20 protein-coding genes are annotated in these 18,922 nt (G+C 63.1%); 13 read left to right on the top strand and 7 right to left on the bottom strand.

Annotated elements, in window-relative coordinates:
- Nucleotides 1-44 precede the first annotated feature (44 nt).
- From AC1M7R_RS07435 to AC1M7R_RS07425, 3 genes are all read left to right on the top strand, one after another.
- Nucleotides 45-812 carry a DUF2076 domain-containing protein gene (locus tag AC1M7R_RS07435; protein WP_072395920.1) on the top strand — a complete coding sequence of 256 codons (768 nt, stop codon included), beginning with the start codon at nucleotides 45-47 and terminating at the stop codon, nucleotides 810-812.
- Nucleotides 813-951: 139 nt separating this feature from the next.
- Nucleotides 952-1,431, top strand: a complete 480-nt coding sequence (locus AC1M7R_RS07430; protein WP_072395923.1) for a LabA-like NYN domain-containing protein — start codon at nucleotides 952-954, stop codon at nucleotides 1,429-1,431.
- 22 nt (nucleotides 1,432-1,453) lie between these two features.
- Nucleotides 1,454-2,065 (top strand): 3'-5' exonuclease, encoded by a 612-nt coding sequence (locus tag AC1M7R_RS07425; RefSeq protein WP_072395925.1) that lies wholly within the window; start codon nucleotides 1,454-1,456, stop codon nucleotides 2,063-2,065.
- A 116-nt stretch (nucleotides 2,066-2,181) separates the two neighbouring features.
- Here the strand turns inward: AC1M7R_RS07425 and AC1M7R_RS07420 are convergent, their stop codons facing one another.
- Nucleotides 2,182-2,634, bottom strand: coding sequence for an Lrp/AsnC family transcriptional regulator (locus AC1M7R_RS07420; RefSeq protein WP_072431388.1), 453 nt, complete (start codon nucleotides 2,632-2,634; stop codon nucleotides 2,182-2,184).
- Nucleotides 2,635-2,795: 161 nt separating this feature from the next.
- Between AC1M7R_RS07420 and yedA the strand changes: the two genes are divergently transcribed.
- Together yedA and rhlE1 are read left to right on the top strand one after the other, a co-directional pair.
- A complete protein-coding gene (yedA, locus tag AC1M7R_RS07415) occupies nucleotides 2,796-3,689 on the top strand; it encodes a drug/metabolite exporter YedA (protein WP_072395936.1) in 894 nt (297 codons plus the stop codon).
- A 58-nt stretch (nucleotides 3,690-3,747) separates the two neighbouring features.
- Nucleotides 3,748-5,085 carry an RNA helicase RhlE1 gene (gene rhlE1 / locus AC1M7R_RS07410; RefSeq protein WP_072395938.1) on the top strand — a complete coding sequence of 446 codons (1,338 nt, stop codon included), beginning with the start codon at nucleotides 3,748-3,750 and terminating at the stop codon, nucleotides 5,083-5,085.
- Nucleotides 5,086-5,193: 108 nt separating this feature from the next.
- Here the strand turns inward: rhlE1 and AC1M7R_RS07405 are convergent, their stop codons facing one another.
- Complete coding sequence (locus tag AC1M7R_RS07405; RefSeq protein WP_490610323.1) at nucleotides 5,194-6,435, bottom strand: TIGR03862 family flavoprotein; 1,242 nt, start codon at nucleotides 6,433-6,435, stop codon at nucleotides 5,194-5,196.
- Nucleotides 6,436-6,638: 203 nt separating this feature from the next.
- On the bottom strand, nucleotides 6,639-7,559 hold the full coding sequence (locus AC1M7R_RS07400; RefSeq protein ID WP_072395942.1) for a histone deacetylase family protein: 921 nt from the start codon (nucleotides 7,557-7,559) through the stop codon (nucleotides 6,639-6,641).
- 73 nt (nucleotides 7,560-7,632) lie between these two features.
- On the opposite strand from AC1M7R_RS07400, the gene AC1M7R_RS07395 reads away from it, so the two are divergent.
- The 3 genes from AC1M7R_RS07395 (at nucleotide 7,633) to AC1M7R_RS07385 (ending at nucleotide 9,765) form a co-directional block, all read left to right on the top strand.
- Nucleotides 7,633-8,202: a GNAT family N-acetyltransferase gene (locus AC1M7R_RS07395; protein ID WP_072395944.1), complete on the top strand. Its 570-nt coding sequence runs from the start codon at nucleotides 7,633-7,635 to the stop codon at nucleotides 8,200-8,202.
- 103 nt (nucleotides 8,203-8,305) lie between these two features.
- Nucleotides 8,306-9,175 carry an acyl-CoA thioesterase II gene (gene tesB / locus AC1M7R_RS07390; RefSeq protein ID WP_072395946.1) on the top strand — a complete coding sequence of 290 codons (870 nt, stop codon included), beginning with the start codon at nucleotides 8,306-8,308 and terminating at the stop codon, nucleotides 9,173-9,175.
- On the top strand, nucleotides 9,172-9,765 hold the full coding sequence (locus AC1M7R_RS07385; protein WP_072395948.1) for an HAD family hydrolase: 594 nt from the start codon (nucleotides 9,172-9,174) through the stop codon (nucleotides 9,763-9,765). Before tesB ends, AC1M7R_RS07385 begins: the two co-directional genes overlap by 4 nt.
- 21 nt (nucleotides 9,766-9,786) lie before the next feature.
- Here AC1M7R_RS07385 and AC1M7R_RS07380 read toward each other — a convergent pair whose 3' ends face one another.
- Both AC1M7R_RS07380 and ypfJ read right to left on the bottom strand, forming a co-directional pair.
- Complete coding sequence (locus tag AC1M7R_RS07380) at nucleotides 9,787-10,734, bottom strand: alpha/beta fold hydrolase (RefSeq protein ID WP_072431384.1); 948 nt, start codon at nucleotides 10,732-10,734, stop codon at nucleotides 9,787-9,789.
- The gene (gene ypfJ / locus AC1M7R_RS07375) at nucleotides 10,735-11,619 is read right to left on the bottom strand and encodes a KPN_02809 family neutral zinc metallopeptidase (RefSeq protein WP_072395952.1); all 885 of its coding nucleotides are present in this window, start codon (nucleotides 11,617-11,619) and stop codon (nucleotides 10,735-10,737) included. It lies immediately after the preceding gene.
- A gap of 186 nt (nucleotides 11,620-11,805) precedes the next feature.
- Between ypfJ and AC1M7R_RS07370 the strand changes: the two genes are divergently transcribed.
- On the top strand, nucleotides 11,806-12,582 hold the full coding sequence (locus AC1M7R_RS07370) for an IclR family transcriptional regulator (RefSeq protein ID WP_072431383.1): 777 nt from the start codon (nucleotides 11,806-11,808) through the stop codon (nucleotides 12,580-12,582).
- A gap of 79 nt (nucleotides 12,583-12,661) precedes the next feature.
- Complete coding sequence (locus AC1M7R_RS07365) at nucleotides 12,662-13,540, top strand: DMT family transporter (protein WP_072395974.1); 879 nt, start codon at nucleotides 12,662-12,664, stop codon at nucleotides 13,538-13,540.
- 90 nt (nucleotides 13,541-13,630) lie between these two features.
- Here the strand turns inward: AC1M7R_RS07365 and AC1M7R_RS07360 are convergent, their stop codons facing one another.
- Complete coding sequence (locus AC1M7R_RS07360) at nucleotides 13,631-14,968, bottom strand: MFS transporter (protein ID WP_072395995.1); 1,338 nt, start codon at nucleotides 14,966-14,968, stop codon at nucleotides 13,631-13,633.
- Between the two features lie 3 nt (nucleotides 14,969-14,971).
- On the opposite strand from AC1M7R_RS07360, the gene AC1M7R_RS07355 reads away from it, so the two are divergent.
- The 3 genes from AC1M7R_RS07355 (at nucleotide 14,972) to AC1M7R_RS07345 (ending at nucleotide 17,932) form a co-directional block, all read left to right on the top strand.
- The gene (locus AC1M7R_RS07355) at nucleotides 14,972-15,118 is read left to right on the top strand and encodes a hypothetical protein (RefSeq protein ID WP_156682195.1); all 147 of its coding nucleotides are present in this window, start codon (nucleotides 14,972-14,974) and stop codon (nucleotides 15,116-15,118) included.
- Nucleotides 15,119-15,250: 132 nt separating this feature from the next.
- Nucleotides 15,251-17,152, top strand: a complete 1,902-nt coding sequence (quiC, locus tag AC1M7R_RS07350) for a 3-dehydroshikimate dehydratase QuiC (RefSeq protein WP_072395997.1) — start codon at nucleotides 15,251-15,253, stop codon at nucleotides 17,150-17,152.
- Between the two features lie 102 nt (nucleotides 17,153-17,254).
- Nucleotides 17,255-17,932 carry a TetR/AcrR family transcriptional regulator gene (locus tag AC1M7R_RS07345; protein WP_072395999.1) on the top strand — a complete coding sequence of 226 codons (678 nt, stop codon included), beginning with the start codon at nucleotides 17,255-17,257 and terminating at the stop codon, nucleotides 17,930-17,932.
- Nucleotides 17,933-18,070: 138 nt separating this feature from the next.
- On the opposite strand, the gene AC1M7R_RS07340 is transcribed toward AC1M7R_RS07345, so the two are convergent.
- Nucleotides 18,071-18,922 carry a shikimate dehydrogenase gene (locus AC1M7R_RS07340; protein ID WP_490610322.1) on the bottom strand — a complete coding sequence of 284 codons (852 nt, stop codon included), beginning with the start codon at nucleotides 18,920-18,922 and terminating at the stop codon, nucleotides 18,071-18,073.

Here is an 18,922-nt window from a genome sequence, read left to right as displayed (position 1 = left end):
CGGGACCGGCATGGTTTTTTACCCGGCAATCTGATGAGGTCGCCATGAACAGCGAAGAACAAACCCTGATCGATGGACTGTTTTCACGGCTGCAACAGGCCGAAAAGGACTCAGCCCCGCGCGATGCCCAGGCCGAGGCGCGGATCAAGGAGCATATGGTCAACCAGCCGGCGGCGGGCTATTTCATGGCCCAGGCGATCCTGGTGCAGGAGGCGGCGATCAAGCGCCTCGACGAACAGAATCGGCAGCTCGCCCAGCAGGTGGAACAATTGCAGGCCGACCTGCAGAATGCCCGCAACCAGGGCGCGGCGCCCAGCGGCGGTGGTGGCTTTCTCTCGAGCATTTTCGGCGGCAACCGCGATTCCCGGCCGGCTCCGGCTCCGGTCGCTCCGGTCGCTCCGGCTTCCGGCGGCTGGCGCGAACCTGCGCGCCCGTCCTTCAATAGCGCCCCGGCCCAACAGGGCTTCGGCACGCCTGCGGCTGGCTACGGCGCGCCGCAGCAGCAGGCCCCGGCGACGAGCAGCTTCCTGGGCGGCGCCCTGAAAACCGCGGCGGGCGTGGCCGGTGGCGTGATGTTGGCACAGGGCATCAGCAGCCTTTTCCATAACAGCCAGCAGCCTCAGGAAATCGTCGAGATTCTCCAGCAAGAGCCGGCCCAGCCGGTCAATGACACCGGTGGCGGCGACAGCGGCTGGGGCGACGAGCAGCGCGTCGCCGACAACCAGAGCTGGGGCAGTGACCAGGACGGTTTCAGCGACGCGGACTACAGCGACGATTCGTCTTTCTTCGGCGACGACGATTCCTTCGTCTGAGCCCGCCATTCGTCCGGGGTGCCAGGCACCTCGGACCGATTATTCGCGGAACGATCCCCGGGGCTGGCATACTGGGCGCCTTTCGGGCCTGGTGGCCTGACCCAGAGCCTGCGCGCTTGTGCATTCAAGAGGATCCGCGGTGAAAAAAATCGCTGTGTTCGCCGATGTCCAGAACCTCTATTACACCGTCCGCCAGGCCTATGGCTGCCATTTCAACTATGCGGCCTTGTGGGCCGATGTCAGCAGGCAAGGTCAGATCGTCGAGGCCTATGCCTATGCCATCGACCGCGGTGACAGCAAGCAGCAGCAATTCCAGCAGATCCTGCGCAACCTGGGGTTCACCGTGAAACTCAAGCCCTACATCCAGCGCAGCGATGGTTCGGCCAAGGGCGACTGGGACGTGGGCATCACGCTCGACATCATGGACGCCGCCGACCACGTCGACGAAGTGGTGCTGGCTTCCGGTGACGGCGATTTCGACATGCTGCTCGAACGCATCATCCGCAAGCACGGCGTCCAGGCCGTGGCCTATGGCGTACCGGGGTTGACGGCCAACTCGTTGATCCGCGCCGCCAGTCGCTACGTGCCCATCGAAGGCGCGTTGCTGCTCAAGAATTGATCGTTACGGAGTTCACACGGGTTTGGAACGCATCGCAGTCATCGACTTTGAAACCACCGGTATCACCCCCAGCAGCAGTTGCCGGGCCACCGAGATCGCCGTGGTGATTCTCGAACAGGGCCGCATCGTCGACCGCTACCAGAGCCTGATGAATGCCGGTGTGCGGGTGCCCGCGTTCATCGAACAACTGACCGGCATCAGCAATGCCATGCTGCGCAGCGCGCCGCCGGCCGAGCGGGTGATGAACGAGGTCAACGAGTTCGTCGGCATCACGCCGCTGCTGGCCCATAACGCCGCGTTCGACCAGAAATTCTGGGATTTCGAATTGGGGCGGATCAAACGCACCCGCCTGCAGAACTTCGCCTGTTCGCTGTTGCTGGCCCGGCGCCTGATGCCGACGGCGCCGAACCACAAGCTGGGTACGCTCAACGCTTTCGCCGGCCTGCCCCATACCGGCCAGGCCCACCGGGCCATGGCCGACGCCGAAATGGCCGCCAACCTCACCGCGCACCTGGCCTCGGAGTTGCGACAAAAGCATGGGTTGCGGGAGTTGTCCCATGATTTGCTGTGCAGCTTGCAGAAAGTGCCGGCGGCGAAGATCAACGAGCATCTCAAGCGCCATCGCGGCTTTTAGGCACACCGCCGGACAACTATGGGAGCGAGCTTGCTCGCGATAGCGTCGGATCAGTCAGCTTCTCTGTAACTGACACTCCGCCATCGCGAGCAAGCTCGCTCCACAGTTGATCAGTGTCATTTCCCATTGCCTTCCAGGTGCCCCAACGGCACGCGCTTTTCAATGGCACTGGACAGCACGATCGAAGTCTTGCTGAAGCCGAACTTGGCGATACGGTTGATCAGCTCTTCCAGTTCCGGCATGGAGCCGACCGCCGCTTGCATGATGACGCATGGATCGCCGGTCACCCGGTGGCATTCGGTCAGTTGTGGGATCTTGCACAGCTCGTCGTAGGTCGATTGCTTGCCGTGCTGGTTCATGCGCAGTTCGATGACGCATTGCACCGGCAGGCCGATCTTGGCCATGTCCACCTTGGCCTGGTAGCCGGTGATCACGCCGCTGGCCTCCAGTTTGCTGACCCGTTCGGCCACGGCCGGGGCTGACAGGTTCACTTTGCGGGCCAGTTCGGCGTAGGACGCACGACCGTTTTCCAACAAGGCGCCAAGGAGCATGCGGTCGTATTTATCCACGGTTCGGCTTCCAGTTCGGGTGGCTTTCGAAAGCCTGGTTTATAGCGCCGATCTCCTTGCTTTGAAAAGTGTATGGCCTGGATAAACAGGTTTTGTAGCTTATTTTCCGTCCATCGCCTTTTTAGAATAGCGGCTCTCATTGTCCTGACTTCGAGCTCTCCATGCCTGGCACACGCCGTTTTTCCCTGCCGTTGATCGCAGCCTTCTTCGCCTTGTACGTCATCTGGGGTTCTACCTACCTGGTGATTCGCATCGGCGTCGAGCACTGGCCGCCATTGCTGCTGGCCGGGATTCGCTTCGTGCTTGCCGGGTCAATGATGTACGGCTTCTTGCGTTGGCGCGGTGCGCCGGCGCCGACCTGGGCGCAATGGAAGGCGGGGGCCATCATCGGTGTGCTGTTGCTGAGCTTCGGCAACGGCGCGGTGAGCGTCGCGGAACATACCGGCGTGGCCTCTGGTGTAGCGGCGTTGGCCGTGGCGACGGTGCCGCTGTTTACCTTGCTCTGCGGCTATTTCTGGGGCGCTCGTAATACGCGTCTGGAGTGGGCGGGGATTGTGCTGGGGCTGATCGGCATCGCGATGCTCAACCTGGGGTCCAACCTGCAATCGAGTCCCCTGGGCGCGACGTTACTGGTATTCGCGGCAGCATCCTGGGCTTTCGGCTCGGTGCTGAGCAAGCACTTGCCACTGCCGGCGGGGGCAATGGCCAGTGCCGTGGAGATGCTGGTGGGCGGCGTGGTGCTGTTGATCGGCAGTGTCGCCAGTGGCGAACACCTGGACCGCATGCCTCCCCTGGAAGGCTGGTTCGCCCTGGCGTACCTGACCTGTTTCGGCTCGATCATCGCCTTCAATGCCTACATGTATCTGCTCAAGCACGTGCGTCCGGCGGCGGCCACCAGTTATGCCTACGTCAACCCGGCGGTGGCGGTGCTGCTGGGAATCGTGTTTGCCGGTGAAAGCATCGGCATCGAAGAGACCGTGGCGATGCTGGTGATCATCAGTGCCGTGGTGTTGATCGGGCTTCCCCAGTGGCGCAAGCCCAAGCCAGCAGCCTGATTTGAGGTAAACTGCCGCGCATTGCACACCTTGCGCTGATTTTTCCTACGGTACTTCCATGACTTTCGCCACCCTTGGCCTGATCGAACCCTTGCTGCGCGCCCTCGAGACGCTCGGTTACCAGACCCCGACCCCGGTGCAGGCCCAGGCCATGCCGGCCGTGCTGGCCGGACGCGACCTGATGGCCGCGGCCCAGACCGGCACCGGCAAGACTGCCGGGTTCGCAGTGCCCTTGTTGCAGTTGCTGACCACTGAGGGGCCGAAAGTCGCTTCCAATTCCGTGCGCGCACTGATCCTGGTGCCGACCCGTGAACTGGCCGAGCAGGTTCACGAAAGCGTTCGCCAGTACGCCCAGCACCTGCCGCTGAGCACCTACGCGGTGTACGGCGGCGTGAGCATCAATCCGCAGATGATGAAGCTGCGCCGGGGCGTCGACCTGCTGGTCGCCACGCCGGGTCGCCTGCTCGACCTGTTCCGGCAGAACGCGCTGAAGTTCAACCAGTTGCAGACCCTGGTGCTGGACGAGGCCGATCGCATGCTGGACCTGGGGTTTTCCGAGGAACTGGCAAATATCTACAAGGCATTGCCGAAAAAGCGCCAGACGCTGCTGTTCTCGGCCACGTTCTCCGATGCGATCCGCCTGCTGGCCGGGCAGATGCTCAACGATCCGCTGAGCATCGAAGTCAGTCCGCGCAACGTGGCCGCCAATACCGTCAAGCAATGGGTGGTGACGGTGGACAAGAAGCGCAAGCCGGAACTGTTCGTGCACCTGATGCGCAAGAACAAGTGGAAACAGGTGCTGGTGTTCGCCAAGACCCGCAACGGGGTCGATGCGTTGGTGGAGAAACTCCAGGGCCTGGGCGTCAACGCCGATGGCATCCACGGCGACAAGCCCCAGGCTACCCGGCAACGGGCGCTGGACCGTTTCAAGCTGGGCGAGATCCAGATCCTGGTGGCCACGGACGTGGCGGCCCGTGGACTGGATATCGAAGACCTGCCGCTGGTGGTGAACTTCGACCTGCCCATCGTTGCCGAGGACTACATCCACCGTATCGGCCGTACCGGCCGGGCGGGCTCCACCGGGGAAGCGATTTCCCTGGTATGCGCCGATGAGGTGAATCTGTTGTCGGCCATCGAGATGCTGACACGCCAGACCTTGTCGCGCCGGATGGAGCCGGATTTCGAGCCTGAGCACCGGGTGCCGGATACCGATGCCAGTGGCCAGGTCATCAAGAAGCCGAAAAAGCCGAAGAAACCGAAGGTCTCGGGCGGCGGTGGCAAGCGCAACCTGGGCAAGTGGGTCGACAGCGGCGACTCGGCGCCTGTGGAGCCGTCGATCAAGCCAGTGCGAAAAGTGCCGGTGTTCAATACCGGGCCGCGTAAGCGCAAGCCTTGATGTGCCTTGTCTGGTAGATCGCTATCGCGAGCAGGCTCGCTCCCACAGGGATCGCATACGCCGTCGAACTGTGGGAGCGAGCCTGTTCGCGACGGGCGCGTCGCGGTATCAATTCTTGCGCTGTAGCCACTCCAATATCCCCAACCCCGCTGCCCGGCCGCTGGCAAAACAGGCCGTCAGCAAGTAGCCGCCGGTCGGCGCTTCCCAGTCGAGCATTTCCCCGGCGCAGAACACACCGGGTATCCGCTTGAGCATCAGGCGTTCGTCCAGGGCTTCGAATGCCACGCCACCGGCACTGCTGATGGCCTCGTCCAGTGGACGGGGTTTTACCAGAGTGACGGGCATAGCCTTGATGGCCTGGGCCAGGCGTGCCGGGTCAGCGAAGCATTCGGCGGGCGTAAGTTCGCGCAACAGCGCGGCCTTGAGCCCGTCGATCCCCAACTGACTGTGCAAGTGCTTGGCCATCGAGCGTGAACCGCGAGGTTTGCTCAGGGCCTGCTGGATCTTATCCACAGATCGGCCCGGCAACAGGTCCAGATGAAGGGTCGCGCTGCCGTGTTGGTTGATCGCTTCGCGAATCGGTGCCGACAGGGCGTAGATCAGGCTGCCTTCGATGCCGGTGGCGGTGATCACGCATTCGCCGAGGCGCGGTAGATCGTCGTTCAAACCGATGGCGATGTTTTTCAGCGGAGCGCCGGCGAATTTGCTGATCATCAGATCGCTCCAGGCCTGCACGTCGAATCCGCAATTGCTCGGTTGCAGTGGCGCAAGGGTGACACCGCGCTGTTCCAGGGGCAGCATCCAGGCGCCATCGGAGCCCAGGCGCGACCAACTGCCACCGCCCAACGCCAGCAGTGTCGCATCGGGCAAGAGGGTCTTTTCGCCGTCCGGGGCGGTTACGCGCAGGCTGCCGTCGGGGTTCCAGCCCAGCCAGCGATGGCGGGTATGAATCATCACCCCGGCATCGCGCAGGCGCTTGAGCCAGGCGCGCAACAGGGGGGCAGCCTTCATGTCGGTGGGAAACACACGGCCCGAGCTGCCGACGAAGGTGTCGATGCCCAGGCCGTGGATCCACCTGCACAGCTCATCGGCCCCGAAGGCCCGCAGCAAGGGGGCAAGGTTCGGCGCGCGTTCGGCGTAGCGGGACAGAAAGGCCGGGAAAGCTTCCGAGTGGGTGATGTTCATACCGCCGACACCGGCTAGCAGGAACTTCCTGCCCACCGAGGGCATGCCGTCGTACAGGTCGACCCGGACGCCGGCCTGGCTCAACACCTCGGCCGCCATCAGGCCGGCGGGGCCACCGCCGATGATGGCAATGTTGGGTGTGTCGGATTGGGGGGCTTGGGTCATGGCGATTGGTGAGGCTGGGGGATAAGCCGCGCATTCTATCAGCACAGATCCTTGTGGGAGCGGGCTTGTACTGGGTGTTCTCGGGAGGCGTGATCAAAAAGTAGCCAGGCGTGCGCAAGCTACAGGCGACATAGCCTGTAGATCATTTCACTCAGGTTATCCACAGGCCGCTCCACAGGCATTGTGGGTAACGCGCCCAGCATTCAATGACAGCCTGATGACACCCAGACCTTTTGTGCGCTGTGGTGCAGGATGCCATGGCGTCGGGCGAGGGCCTTGCGGTCCTTGCTGTAGCCGCCACCGATCACGCCGACCACCGGGATGTCGCGTCCCAGGCAGTGGCGCATCACGCTTTCGTCACGGGCGGCGAGGCCTTCGTCGGTCAGCTTCAGGTAGCCGAGGGCATCGTCCTTGTGCACATCGACGCCGGCGTCGTAGAGCACCAGGTCCGGCTGGTAGAGCGGCAGCAGATAATTGAGGGCGTCGTCCACCACGCTCAGGTACGCGGCATCTCCCATTCCCATCGGCAGCGGGATGTCCCAGTCGCTGTGGGCCTTGCGGGCCGGAAAATTCTTTTCGCAGTGCAAGGAAACTGTTACCGCGTCCGGCGTGTCATGGAGTATTCGAGCCGTTCCGTCACCCTGGTGCACATCGCAGTCGAAGATCAGCACCCGCGAGACGCGACCGCTGGCCAGGAAATAACGACTGATGACCGCCAGGTCGTTGAAAATGCAGAAGCCGGCCGGGTGATCGTAATGGGCGTGGTGGGTGCCGCCGGCCAGATGACAGGCCAGTCCGTGTTCCAGAGCCTGTTCGGCCGCCAGCAGCGAACCGCCCACGGCGCGTACCGTGCGGCGGGCCAGGGCTTCGCTCCAGGGCAGGCCGAGCCGCCGTTGGTCTTCCCGAGACAACTCGCCCCCCATGTAGCGTTCGATATAGGCGCGGTCATGGGCCAGGGCCAGGATCTGCGGCGGACACAGGGACGGGCGCAACAGGTCCGCGTCGCGGGTCAGGCCGCTGTCCACCAGGTGATCGCGCAACAGGCGAAATTTGTCCATGGGAAAACGGTGTTCCGCCGGAAATTCGGGGCTGTAGTCTTCGTGATAGATCAGTGGCAGTGACATGGGTGTTTTCGGCGGCAATTGAGCAATGAATCCTACCAGCGATGTAGACTCTGAGCATGGAAAGGGAGTGAAGATGGAGCTGATACTGGAACTGGAAAGCCCGCGACTGTTGTTGCGGCAATGGCGCGACGAGGACCTGCCGGAATTCGCCGCCATGTCCGCCGACCCGCAAGTGATGCGCTATTTTCCGGCGCCCCTGAGTCGGCTGGAAAGCGCCGCGCTGATCGGCCGGGTGCGGGGCCATTTCGCCGAGCACGGCTTTGGCTTGTGGGCCCTGGAGCGCAAGGACACCGGCGCCTTCATCGGGTTTACCGGCCTGGGCGTGGTCGGGTTCGACGCCCATTTCACGCCCGCCATCGAGATCGGCTGGCGCCTGGCCCGGGAGCATTGGGGCCTGGGCTATGCCAGTGAGGCGGCCTGGACGGCGCTGCGATGTGGGTTCGACCAGTTACAGCTGGAGGAGGTGGTGGCATTCACCGCCGTGGATAACCTGCCGTCGCAGAAAGTCATGCAGGCCATCGGCATGCACCATGACCCGGCCGATGATTTCGAGCATCCAAAACTCGCCGTCGGTCATCCATTGCGTCACCATGTGCTTTATCGCATCAATCGCGAGCAGTGGCTGGAAACCCTGCACGGTTAGCCGACACGGACGTTTACAATGCCCGCCAGAGTGGCCCGGGCCAACAATCGATCCACCGCCGCAGCACAGACTGCGCGGTATGTGCTGTGTGAGGAAAGTCTGAATGAGCCACGTGTTGGAAGATCTGGTCGACCTGCTGACCCTGGAACCGATCGAAGAAAACCTGTTTCGCGGTCGTAGCCAGGACCTGGGGTTCCGTCAGTTGTTCGGCGGCCAGGTGCTGGGCCAGTCGCTTTCGGCCGCCAGCCAGACCGTGGAAGAAGCGCGCCATGTGCATTCGATGCATGGCTATTTCCTGCGCCCCGGCGACGCGGCGTTGCCTGTGGTCTACCAGGTGGACCGGGTGCGTGACGGCGGCAGTTTCAGTACCCGTCGGGTCACGGCGATCCAGAAGGGCAATCCCATATTCACCTGCAGCGCCTCGTTCCAGTACGACGAGCAGGGCTTCGAACACCAGAGCACCATGCCCCAGGTGGTGGGGCCGGAAAACCTGCCGTCCGAACTGGAACTGACCCAGCAGCGCGCGCACCTGCTGCCCGAGCACATGCGCGAAAAACTGCTGTGCCCCAAGCCGATCGAAGTGCGCCCGGTCACCGAGAAAGACCCCTACAACCCGCAACCGGCCGATCCGATCAAATACGTGTGGTTCCGGGCCGATGGCGCCCTGGCGGACTCGCCGGCCCTGCACAAGTACCTGCTGGCCTATGCCTCGGATTTCGGTTTGCTGACCACCTCGATGCTGCCCCATGGCCGGTCGGTGTGGCAGAAGGATATGCAGGTCGCCAGCCTCGATCACGCTCTCTGGTTCCATGCCGATCTGCGCGCCGACGACTGGCTGCTCTATGCCATGGATAGCCCCTGGGCCGGTAATTCCCGCGGGTTCTCCCGCGGCAGCGTGTTCAACCGCGCCGGGCAGCTGGTGGCCTCGGTGACCCAGGAAGGCCTGATCCGTCATCGCAAGGACTGGGCATGAGCCTGGCCGATGTGCGCCACTGGGTATTCGACATGGACGGCACGCTGACCGTCGCGGTGCATGATTTCGCGGCGATTCGCGTGGCCCTGGCGATTCCTCCCGAGGACGACATCCTGACGCACCTGGCGGCGTTGCCGGCGGACGAAGCCGCGGCCAAGCATGCCTGGCTGCTGGAGCACGAGCGAGACCTGGCGCTGGGCTCGCGGCCCGCCCCCGGCGCGGTCGAGCTGGTGCGCGAACTGGCCGGGCGTGGCTATCGCCTGGGAATCCTGACTCGCAATGCCCGGGAGTTGGCCCATGTGACCCTCGAAGCCATCGGCCTGGCCGACTGTTTCGCCGTGGAGGACGTGCTGGGGCGTGACGAGGCACCGCCCAAGCCGCATCCCGGTGGCCTGTTGAAGCTGGCCGAGGCCTGGCGCGTCGCGCCCGAGGCGATGGTGATGGTGGGCGATTACCGCTTCGACCTGGACTGCGGCCGCGCTGCGGGCGCACGGACGGTGCTGGTGAACCTGCCGGACAATCCTTGGCCGGAGTTGGCTGACTGGCATGCGCGCGATTGTTTCGAGTTGCAGCGCCTGCTTTTGGCTTGAGGAGGGCGGTCTCCTCGAGACTCACTGCCCGAACAACACCTTCAGTCCCTCAGGCGAGGTCAGCATCCCATCGCCGTCATGCCCCACCCCGGGTACTTCGATCAGCCGCTGGTTCAGGCCAACGGGATGACGTCGGGTCAGATAGTCGAAGAAGAAGTGCCCGCGCAGCAGGCGATACGGGCCCTGGGTCTGGGCCTCGCAGCCTTTGTCCAGCGCCGGATGCTCCGGGTCGGTGTCCTGCTGTCCCAACAGATAGACGATGTCGCGTTTGATGTAGTGCTCTTCCAGCTGGGCGGGCGTCTGCCCGGCGGCATAGGCGGGCAAGTTCTGCAGGCCATATTTCCACTGGTCGAAGCCGGGGCAGCTGGCGGGGGCGAAGGCCATGGGCCGTTGCGCATCGAAATAGGCATAGGAAGACGGGTTGGCGACGACGAAGCGCGGGGAAATCCGGAACGGCCCCCGGGCGAGCAGGGCGTAGCGCTGGACCACCTGGGCCCCGCCGGAATGACCTGCGATGACGATCTCCTTCACGTCGGGAAACTGCTGCCGGTCACTGACCCGGGCCACGATGTCGTCGAGCACCTGGAAGGAGCTCAGCGGATGCGGCCCCGTGGACAAGCCGCCGGCCATCCATTCATTGCCTTGCCAGCGCAGGAGTTCGGCGGGCAGTTGGTGGCGCAGCACATCCTGTTCGTTGAGAAACTGCGGGGCGATGATCAAGGTCGTGGCCAGTTGCCCGGCCTGCCCGGCGGCTTTTTCGGCGCTGTGCAGATAGGTCTCGGCATTGCGCAGCCGGCCGTGGACGATGATCAGCACCCGTTGGATGGAGGCCGGAGGCGGGCCCACGGCCACGACCATGGCGCCCCCCTTGAGTTGCAGTCGCCCTTGAGCGACTGCGTGCACGGCGTGTTCGTCTGCCTGGGCGAGGGTGCCGCTCAGCACCAGCGCGATCAATGCGATCCACTTCATCTACAGGTTTTTCGCCGCGAAGGTGTCGCACTGGCTGACCTGGCCCTGGGCGAACCCGGCCTTGAACCAGCGCACCCGTTGCGCCGATGTGCCGTGGGTGAAGGAATCCGGTACCACGCGGCCCTGGCCTTGCTGCTGCAATCGGTCATCGCCGATGGCATTGGCGGCGTTCAAGGCTTCCTCGACGTCTCCCGGCTCAAGCCAGTTCAGGCGCTTTTGCGCATGGTTGGCCCAGACGCCTGCCAGGCAATCGGCTTGCAATTCCTGACGCACCAGCAGACCGCCGTCCCCTTCCATCTGCCGACCTTGCTGGCGGGCTTCCTGGATTTTCGCCGACACCCCCAGCAGCGTCTGTACGTGGTGTCCGACTTCATGGGCGATGACATAGGCCTGGGCGAAGTCGCCGGCGGCCGCAAAGCGCTGGGACATTTCCTTGAAGAAACTCATGTCCAGGTAGACCTGCCGGTCCGCCGGGCAATAGAACGGGCCGGTGGCCGAGGACGCCAGGCCGCAGGCCGAATTGACCCGACCGCTGAATAGCACCAGCTTGGGTTGCTGGTATTGCCGCCCGGCCTGCTGGAACACCTGGCCCCAGGTGTCTTCGGTGTCGCCGAGGATCGAGCGTACGAACTCCGCTTCTTCATCGTTCGCCGGTGGCGCCTGGCGGGTCTGGGAGGAGGGTGGTGCCGTCTGGTCCATCTGTCCGGCCAGTTGTCCGAGGATCTGCATGGGGTCCTGGCCGGTGATCCAGCCGATGCCGACGATCAGCAGGACGGCCGTCAGGCTCAGTCCCTTGCCACCGCCGAAACGCATTCCGCCTGAGCTGCCCCCATCACCACGGGCGTCCACCACGTTGTCACTGCGGCGACCTTTTTTCCATAGCATGTGGGAATCCTCTGATTGACCGTGTGCAGAGTGTTGTCGCTGGGCAGGTTTACCGCCAGTGCTCTCTGAAGCTTTCAGGCAACCATTGCCGGTTTTGGTTCATCGACACGAACCTCTACCCGGTTCCAGAATTTGAATTAAACTCAGCATATTTTAGAATCGACCAATCTTTCATCTGGAACCCCCATGGCCGGAAGTCAAATCGAACGGGTCTTCAATGTGCTGGAAAGCCTGGCCAGTGAACCTAGAGGCTGGCCGCTCCAGGGCCTGGCCGAAGAACTGCAGATACCGAAAAGCGCCACCCACCGCCTGCTCGCCGAGCTGATGCGCCTGGGTTATGTGCGGCAGAATCCCGAGAACCTGCGTTATCACGTGTCGACCCGGCTGGTCGCCCTGGGGTTTCGCTACCTCTCCCGTAGCGGTGCCGACATCGTGCAGCCAGTGCTCGATCGTCTGGCCCGGGAAAGTGGCGAACTGGTGCGCCTGGGCGTGATCGAAGGGGATCGCCAGACCTGGATCGCCAAGTCCCAGGGCGCACGGTCCGGCTTGCGCTACGACCCGGACATGGGCCGTGAGGCTCCGCTGTCCTATACCGCGTCGGGACATGCCTGGCTGGCGAGCATGAGCGACGTCGAGGCCCTTGGGCTGGTGGAACGCCAGGCGGCGCCGGTACCGGCACAGGTGGGGCCGAACGCTCCGCGCAGCCCGGCTGAGCTGCTCGAATACCTGCGCAACGCCCGAGAGCAGGGGTACGCCTGTGTCGAGGAAAGCTCGGCGGTCGGTACGTCGGCCATTGCCGCCGTGGTGCGACATCCGTTGGACGGTCGGGTCGTCGGCGTGCTCAGCGTTGCAGGGCCCAGCGCGAGGATGACGCGGGCGCGGCTGCATGAACTGGCCCCGACCTTGCTGGCATTTGCCGAAGAGTTGTCGCAAGCGAGCCAGGCATCGGAGTTGTTCAGCTGAGTGCGTACTCGCAGGCGGGGCTCCGCATCGGCGTACCGACACGCCGTGTTTTCCATTTCACGCAACGCAGGGTATCCACATGACCGTCAGCACCCCGCTTTCCGGCGTCAACCAGGCCTTCAAGGGCATCCTGCTGATTGTCTGTGCCACCTTTCTGTTTTCCAGCCACGACGCCTTGTCGAAATACCTCTCGGGCTTCTATCCGATCGTCATGGTGGTGTGGGCGCGCTATGTGGTGCATACCCTGCTGATGGCGGGAATCTTCCTGCCGCGTTCCGGGCTGCGTGTCCTGCGCACCAGGCGTCCGCTGTGGCAGTTGGCTCGGGCCCTGTGCCTGCTGGGGACCAGCCTGTTTTTCACCACGGGGCTGCAGTACATCCCGTTGGCCGAAGCGACCGCGGTCAACTTCCTGGCCCCGGTGCTGGTCACCGCATTGTCGGTGCCGTTACTGGGCGAGCGGGTGACGCGAGGCCAATGGATCGCGGTGATCTTCGGCTTCATCGGCGTGCTGATCATTGTCCATCCCGGCGGCGACCTGTTCACCCCTGCGGTACTGCTGCCGTTCTGCTCGGCGCTGTTTTTCTGCTTCTACCAGCTGCTCACTCGCAAGCTCAGTGAGATCGACAGTCCGACCACCAGCAATTTCTTCGCGGGGTTGTGCAATACCATCGTGATGAGTGCGCTGGTGCCGTTCTTCTGGCAAGTGCCGAGCCTGCTCCATGGCGCGATGATGCTGGCGCTGGGCGCCTGCGGGATGACGGCGCACCTGATGCTGACCCAGGCCTTCCGTTTTGCCGCCCCGGCACTGCTGGCGCCTTTCGGATACTGCCAGATCGTGTTCGCCGGTCTGCTGGGCTGGCTTTTGTTCAGCCATACGCCGACCCTGACCACCGTGGCGGGGATCGTGCTGATCTGCTTGAGTGGGTTGGCGGCGGCGTGGCAGCAGCGGAGCAAGTAGATGCACCTGCCCGGAACGGGGAACGATGGGCTCTGTGGTGACGGGATAAATCCCCTCGCCACAGAGTGGGGTTCCAGTCTCGATGGCTAATCAGTTTTCCAGGGTTGGCACCTTGCGCGGCGCCATGAAGTACATCCAGATCAGCGCAATGAAGTACATGGCGGGGATCAGGGTGAACAGCACGGTGTAGTTGTTATGGGTCACCGTAAGGATGTGACCCACCAGCTGGGTCATGAACATCCCGCCGATGGCGGCGCACATGCCGCCGAAGCCGAACACGGTACTCATCATGTGCTTGGGGGTGTAGTCCATCACCAGGCTCCAGATGTTGGCGGTCCAGGCCTGGTGGGCGCCAATGGCCAGGGAGATGGCGAACACCGCCATCCACAGGTTGCTCGCACCGGCGGCCATGATCACGCCGACGATGCAGCAGGCGAACAGCAGCATGGAAACCAGCCGCGCCTTGATCGGGTCGAGGCCGCGGCCGATCAGGAACGAGGAGAGGATGCCGCCGCCCACGCTGCCGAAGTCGGCGGTGAGGTAGATGATGATCAGCGGGATGCCCATCTGGGTCACGTTGATGCCCAGGTTGTATTGCTGGTTCAGGAACGGTGGCAGCCAGTAGAGGTAGAACCAGAACACCGGAGCCGTGATCGAGTAGGCCAGGGCGAAGGCCCAGGTGCCGCGCATGCGCAGGATCCGGGAAAACGGTACGCGGACCTGGGGCGGTTCGACTTCGCGCTGGATGTAATCCAGTTCCGACTGTCTGACCGTGGGGTGGTCTTCAGGATTGAAGTATTTCAGGCCCCAGAACAGCAGCCAGATGCCGCCCAGCGCGGCCATGCACAGGAATGCGGCCTGCCAGCCCCATACGTGCAGCACCAGCGGTAGCAACATCGGGGTGAACATGGCGCCGACGTTGGTACCGGCGTTGAAAATACCGGTGGCCACCGCCCGTTCGCCCGCCGGGAACCACAGCCGCGTGGTTTTTACACAGGCCGGGTAGTTGGCGGCCTCCGTAAGGCCCAGGATGAACCGGCAGATCATGAAGCCCACTGCCGAAGTGGCCAGGCCATGAGCGCCGGTGGCCAGGCTCCAGAGCAGCACGGCGCAGAAGAACACGCGCTTGACGCCGATCCGGTCGATCAACCGTCCCTGCAGCACGAACCCTACGGCATAGCCCACCTGGAACCAGAAGTTGATGTTGGCGTAGTCCATCGCCGTCCAGCTCATTTCCTTGGCGAGGATCGGCTGCATGACGCCCAGGGCGGCGCGGTCGATGTAGTTGAGGGTGGTGGCGAAAAATACCAGCGCGAGCATGCCCCAACGGGTCTTGCCCACGGCCATGGCGCCGCGGATCTTGGCGCCGATGCCGCTGGTCGTGTCCCTCAGGCCGGCAGTCAGGAGGGAGCTTTGGGAAGGATTCATAGCATGTACCCGTTTTTGAAATTCTTATGGGTGAACGTATTGACCGTTGATTCCGACGGTCTGGCCGGCATCGACGTGGGGCCGATGGTGCGCAGTGGACAAAAAATCGTCAATTCGGTGATCGGCATTTCGTTCGATAATCGCACATAAAACTAACTGAATGGTACGTATTGAATTGCCGAATGAAGGGGGGCGTCCAATAATCGGCACACTAAAAAGGCGCCACGAGCGCTGTTCCAAGCGGCGCATTCTGTCGCCCATGCCTGTCCGGGAGCCCAAGCCATGCAGCGTTCCATTGCCACCGTTTCCCTGAGCGGTACCCTGCCGGAAAAACTCGAGGCCATCGCCGCCGCCGGTTTCGACGGGGTGGAAATCTTCGAGAACGACCTTCTCTATTACGATGGCAGTCCTCGGGAAATCCGGCAGATGTGCGCCGACCTCGGCATCGCCATTACCTTGTTCCAGCCGTTCCGTGATTTCGAAGGCTGCCGTCGCGATCGCCTGGCGCGCAACCTGGAACGAGCCGAGCGCAAGTTCGACCTGATGCAGGAATTGGGCACCGATCTGGTGCTGGTGTGCAGCAACGCCTCGGCCGACAGTGTCGGCGATGAGCGGATTCTGATCGATGACCTGCGCTTGCTGGCCGAACGGGCCGGCGCACGGGGTTTGCGCATCGGCTACGAAGCGCTGGCCTGGGGCCGGCACGTGAATACTTATCAACAGGTCTGGAACATCGTGCGCCAGGCCGATCACCCCAGCCTTGGCGTGCTGCTGGACAGTTTCCACACGCTGTCTCTCAAGGGCGATCCGCGGGCGATCGCCGAGATTCCTGGCGACAGGATTTTCTTCGTACAGATGGCCGACGCGCCGATCCTGGCGATGGATGTCCTGGAATGGAGTCGGCATTTCCGCTGCTTCCCGGGGCAGGGCGAGTTCGACTTGCCGGGCTTCCTGGCGCCGATCATCAAGAGTGGCTACACCGGACCGCTGTCCCTGGAGATCTTCAACGACGGCTTTCGCGCCGCGCCGCCACGGGCCAATGCCGCCGATGGCTTGCGCTCATTGTTGTACCTGGAAGAGAAGACCCGCCAGCGCCTGGCTGAAGAAGCCGCGCCCGCGAGCAATACCGATATTCTCTTCGCCACGCCGCCGGCCAGTGACTACAACGGCATCGAATTCCTCGAGTTCGCCGTGGACGACGCCCTTGGGGCCAAGCTGGCTCACTGGTTGGAACGGCTGGGCTTCGTCAAGGCCGGCCAGCATCGCTCCAAGAACGTCAGCCTGTTGCGCCAGGGCGATATCAACCTGATCCTCAACTGCGAACCCTATTCCTTTGCCCACAGCTTTTTCGAAGCCCACGGCCCCTCGCTGTGCGCCACCGCCCTGCGGGTCGACAGCAGCGCCAGCGCCCTGGCCCGGGCGGTGGCCTACAAAGGCCAGCCCTATCGCGGGTTGGTGGGGCCCAACGAGCTGGAACTGGCGGCGGTGCGGGCGCCGGATGGCAGCCTGATCTACCTGGTGGATCGGGGAACGGATGTCTATGCCACCGATTTCAACCTGCAACCCGGCGCGGTCATCGGGGCCGGGCTCAAGCGTATCGACCACATGGCCATGGCGTTGCCGGCGGACAGCCTTGACAGTTGGGTGCTGTTCTACAAGAGCCTGCTGGATTTCGAGGCGGACGACGAAGTGGTGCTGCCTGACCCCTATGGCCTGGTGAAGAGCCGGGCCCTGCGCAGTCGCTGCAGTTCGATTCGCTTGCCGCTGAACATTTCCGAGAACCGCAACACGGCGATCTCACATGCGCTGTCGAGTTATCGCGGTTCCGGGGTGCATCACATCGCCTTCGACTGCGACGACATCTTTGCCCAGGTCAGTCGTGCCAAGGAAGCTGGCGTGCCGCTGCTGGATATTCCCCTCAACTATTACGACGACCTGGCGGCACGGTTCGATTTCGATGACGAGTTTCTCAGCGAGCTGGCGTATTTCAACGTGTTGTATGACCGTGATGCCCAGGGAGGCGAGTTGTTCCACGTCTACACCGAGCCGTTCGAGGGACGCTTCTTCTTTGAGATCATCCAGCGCAAGAACGGCTATACCGGCTACGGTGCGGCCAATGTCGCGGTGCGGCTGGCGGCCATGGCCAAGTCCCGCAGCGGCGGTTTGCGGCACGCCAAGTTGTAGGTAAATCGTAACCGCGACGGTAAACGGCGACCCCGTGGCTTCCTTCACTGCACGGAGCGGCCCATAATCGCCAGCCTGTGCAGTGATGGCCGTGAGCCCGCAATGACTATGAATTCAGAACTTCCCGCTGGACTCGACGAGCCTGTCGTCGTGCCGCGCAAGAGTCGCAAGAACAACCCGGAGAAAACCCGGGAGAACATTCTCCAGGAAGCCATCGTCGAGTTCGTCCAGCAAGGCCTGGCTGGTGCCCGGGTCGACGCCATCGCCGAGCGCATCCACACTTCCAAGCGCATGATCTACTACTACTTCGGCAGCAAGGAGCAGTTGTATGTCGAGGTGCTGGAAAAACTCTACGGCGACATCCGTAATACCGAGAGCCGCCTGCACCTGGCGGAGCTGGCACCGGTCGACGCGATCCGGCGCCTGGTGGAGTTCACCTTCGACCACCATGATCGCAATGTGGATTTCGTGCGCATCGTCTGCATCGAGAACATCCATAACGCCGAATACGTGAAACAGTCAGGCGCGATCAAGGCGATGACCAGCACGATCCTCGACTCCCTGGGTGTGATCCTGCGCCGGGGCGCGGAAGAGGGTGTGTTCCGCGCCGGTCTCCAGCCGCTGGATGTGCACCTGCTGATCAGTTCGTTCTGCTTTTACCGGGTGTCCAACCGCCAGACCTTTGGCGAGATCTTCCAGATCGATCTGTCGGACGAGAGGATCAAGCAGCGGCATCGCGAGATGGTCTGCGAGTCGGTGTTGCGCTACCTGCAACCCTGACCTCTTCTGGAAGCGAGCTTGTGTGGGAGCGAGCTTGCTCGCGATAGCGGTCGATCTAGCCACACTGATTGCGGCCAGCACACCCTCATCGCGAGCTCGCTTCCACAACTAATTTCCACAAGCAATTATCACCAGGCTTTAGTGATTCATGCTTTGGAAGTGCTCCAGCATCCGCTGCGCATCCGGGGCCACGCCACTGAACAGTTCGAATGCCTTGACCGCCTGGAACACCGCCATGCTGCCACCATCCAGGGTGCGGCAGCCCAGGGCGCGGGCGTTGCGCAGCAGTTCGGTTTCCAGCGGGAAGTAGACGATTTCCGCGACCCACAGATCGCCCCTCAGCAAACCGGCCGGCACCGGCGTGCCGGGCAGCTTCGCCATGCCCATGGGGGTGGTATTCACCAGGCCATCCGCCTCGGCCATGGCGCTGGCCAGATCGTGGCCGACCCGGGCTCGATCAGCGCCGAAGTGCTGGTTCAGGTTGTTCGCCAGGGCTTCGGCACGGCTGGCGTCCACATCGAAGAGGCTCAATGTCTGTACGCCTTCGGCCAACAACGCATGGGCGACAGCCGCACCGGCGCCACCGGCGCCCATCTGTACCACGCGTCGACGCGAAACATCGTTCAAGCCGCGGCGAAATCCTTCGGCGAACCCGAGGCAATCAGTGTTGTGCCCGATGCGCTTGCCATCCTTGAGCACCACCGTATTCACGGCGCCGATACCCCGGGCCTCGCAAGACAGCTCATCCAGCAGCGGGATAATGGCCTGTTTGCAGGGAAAGGTGATGTTCAAACCGGTAAAGCTCATGCGTTCGGCCGCCGTCAGCAGGTCAGGCAGGGCGCCGCTGTCGAGTTTCAACGCATCGAGGTCGATCAGGCGATACAGGTAGCGCATGCCCTGTGCGTCGCCTTCGCGCTCATGAAGGGCCGGCGTGCGGGAAGCCTGGATGCCCGCACCGATCAGGCCGGCCAGTACGGTGGTGTTCGACAT

The sequence above is a fragment of the Pseudomonas sp. MS01C9 genome (genome assembly GCF_058202755.1).
This window is presented reverse-complemented; position numbering and strand designations above follow the sequence as displayed.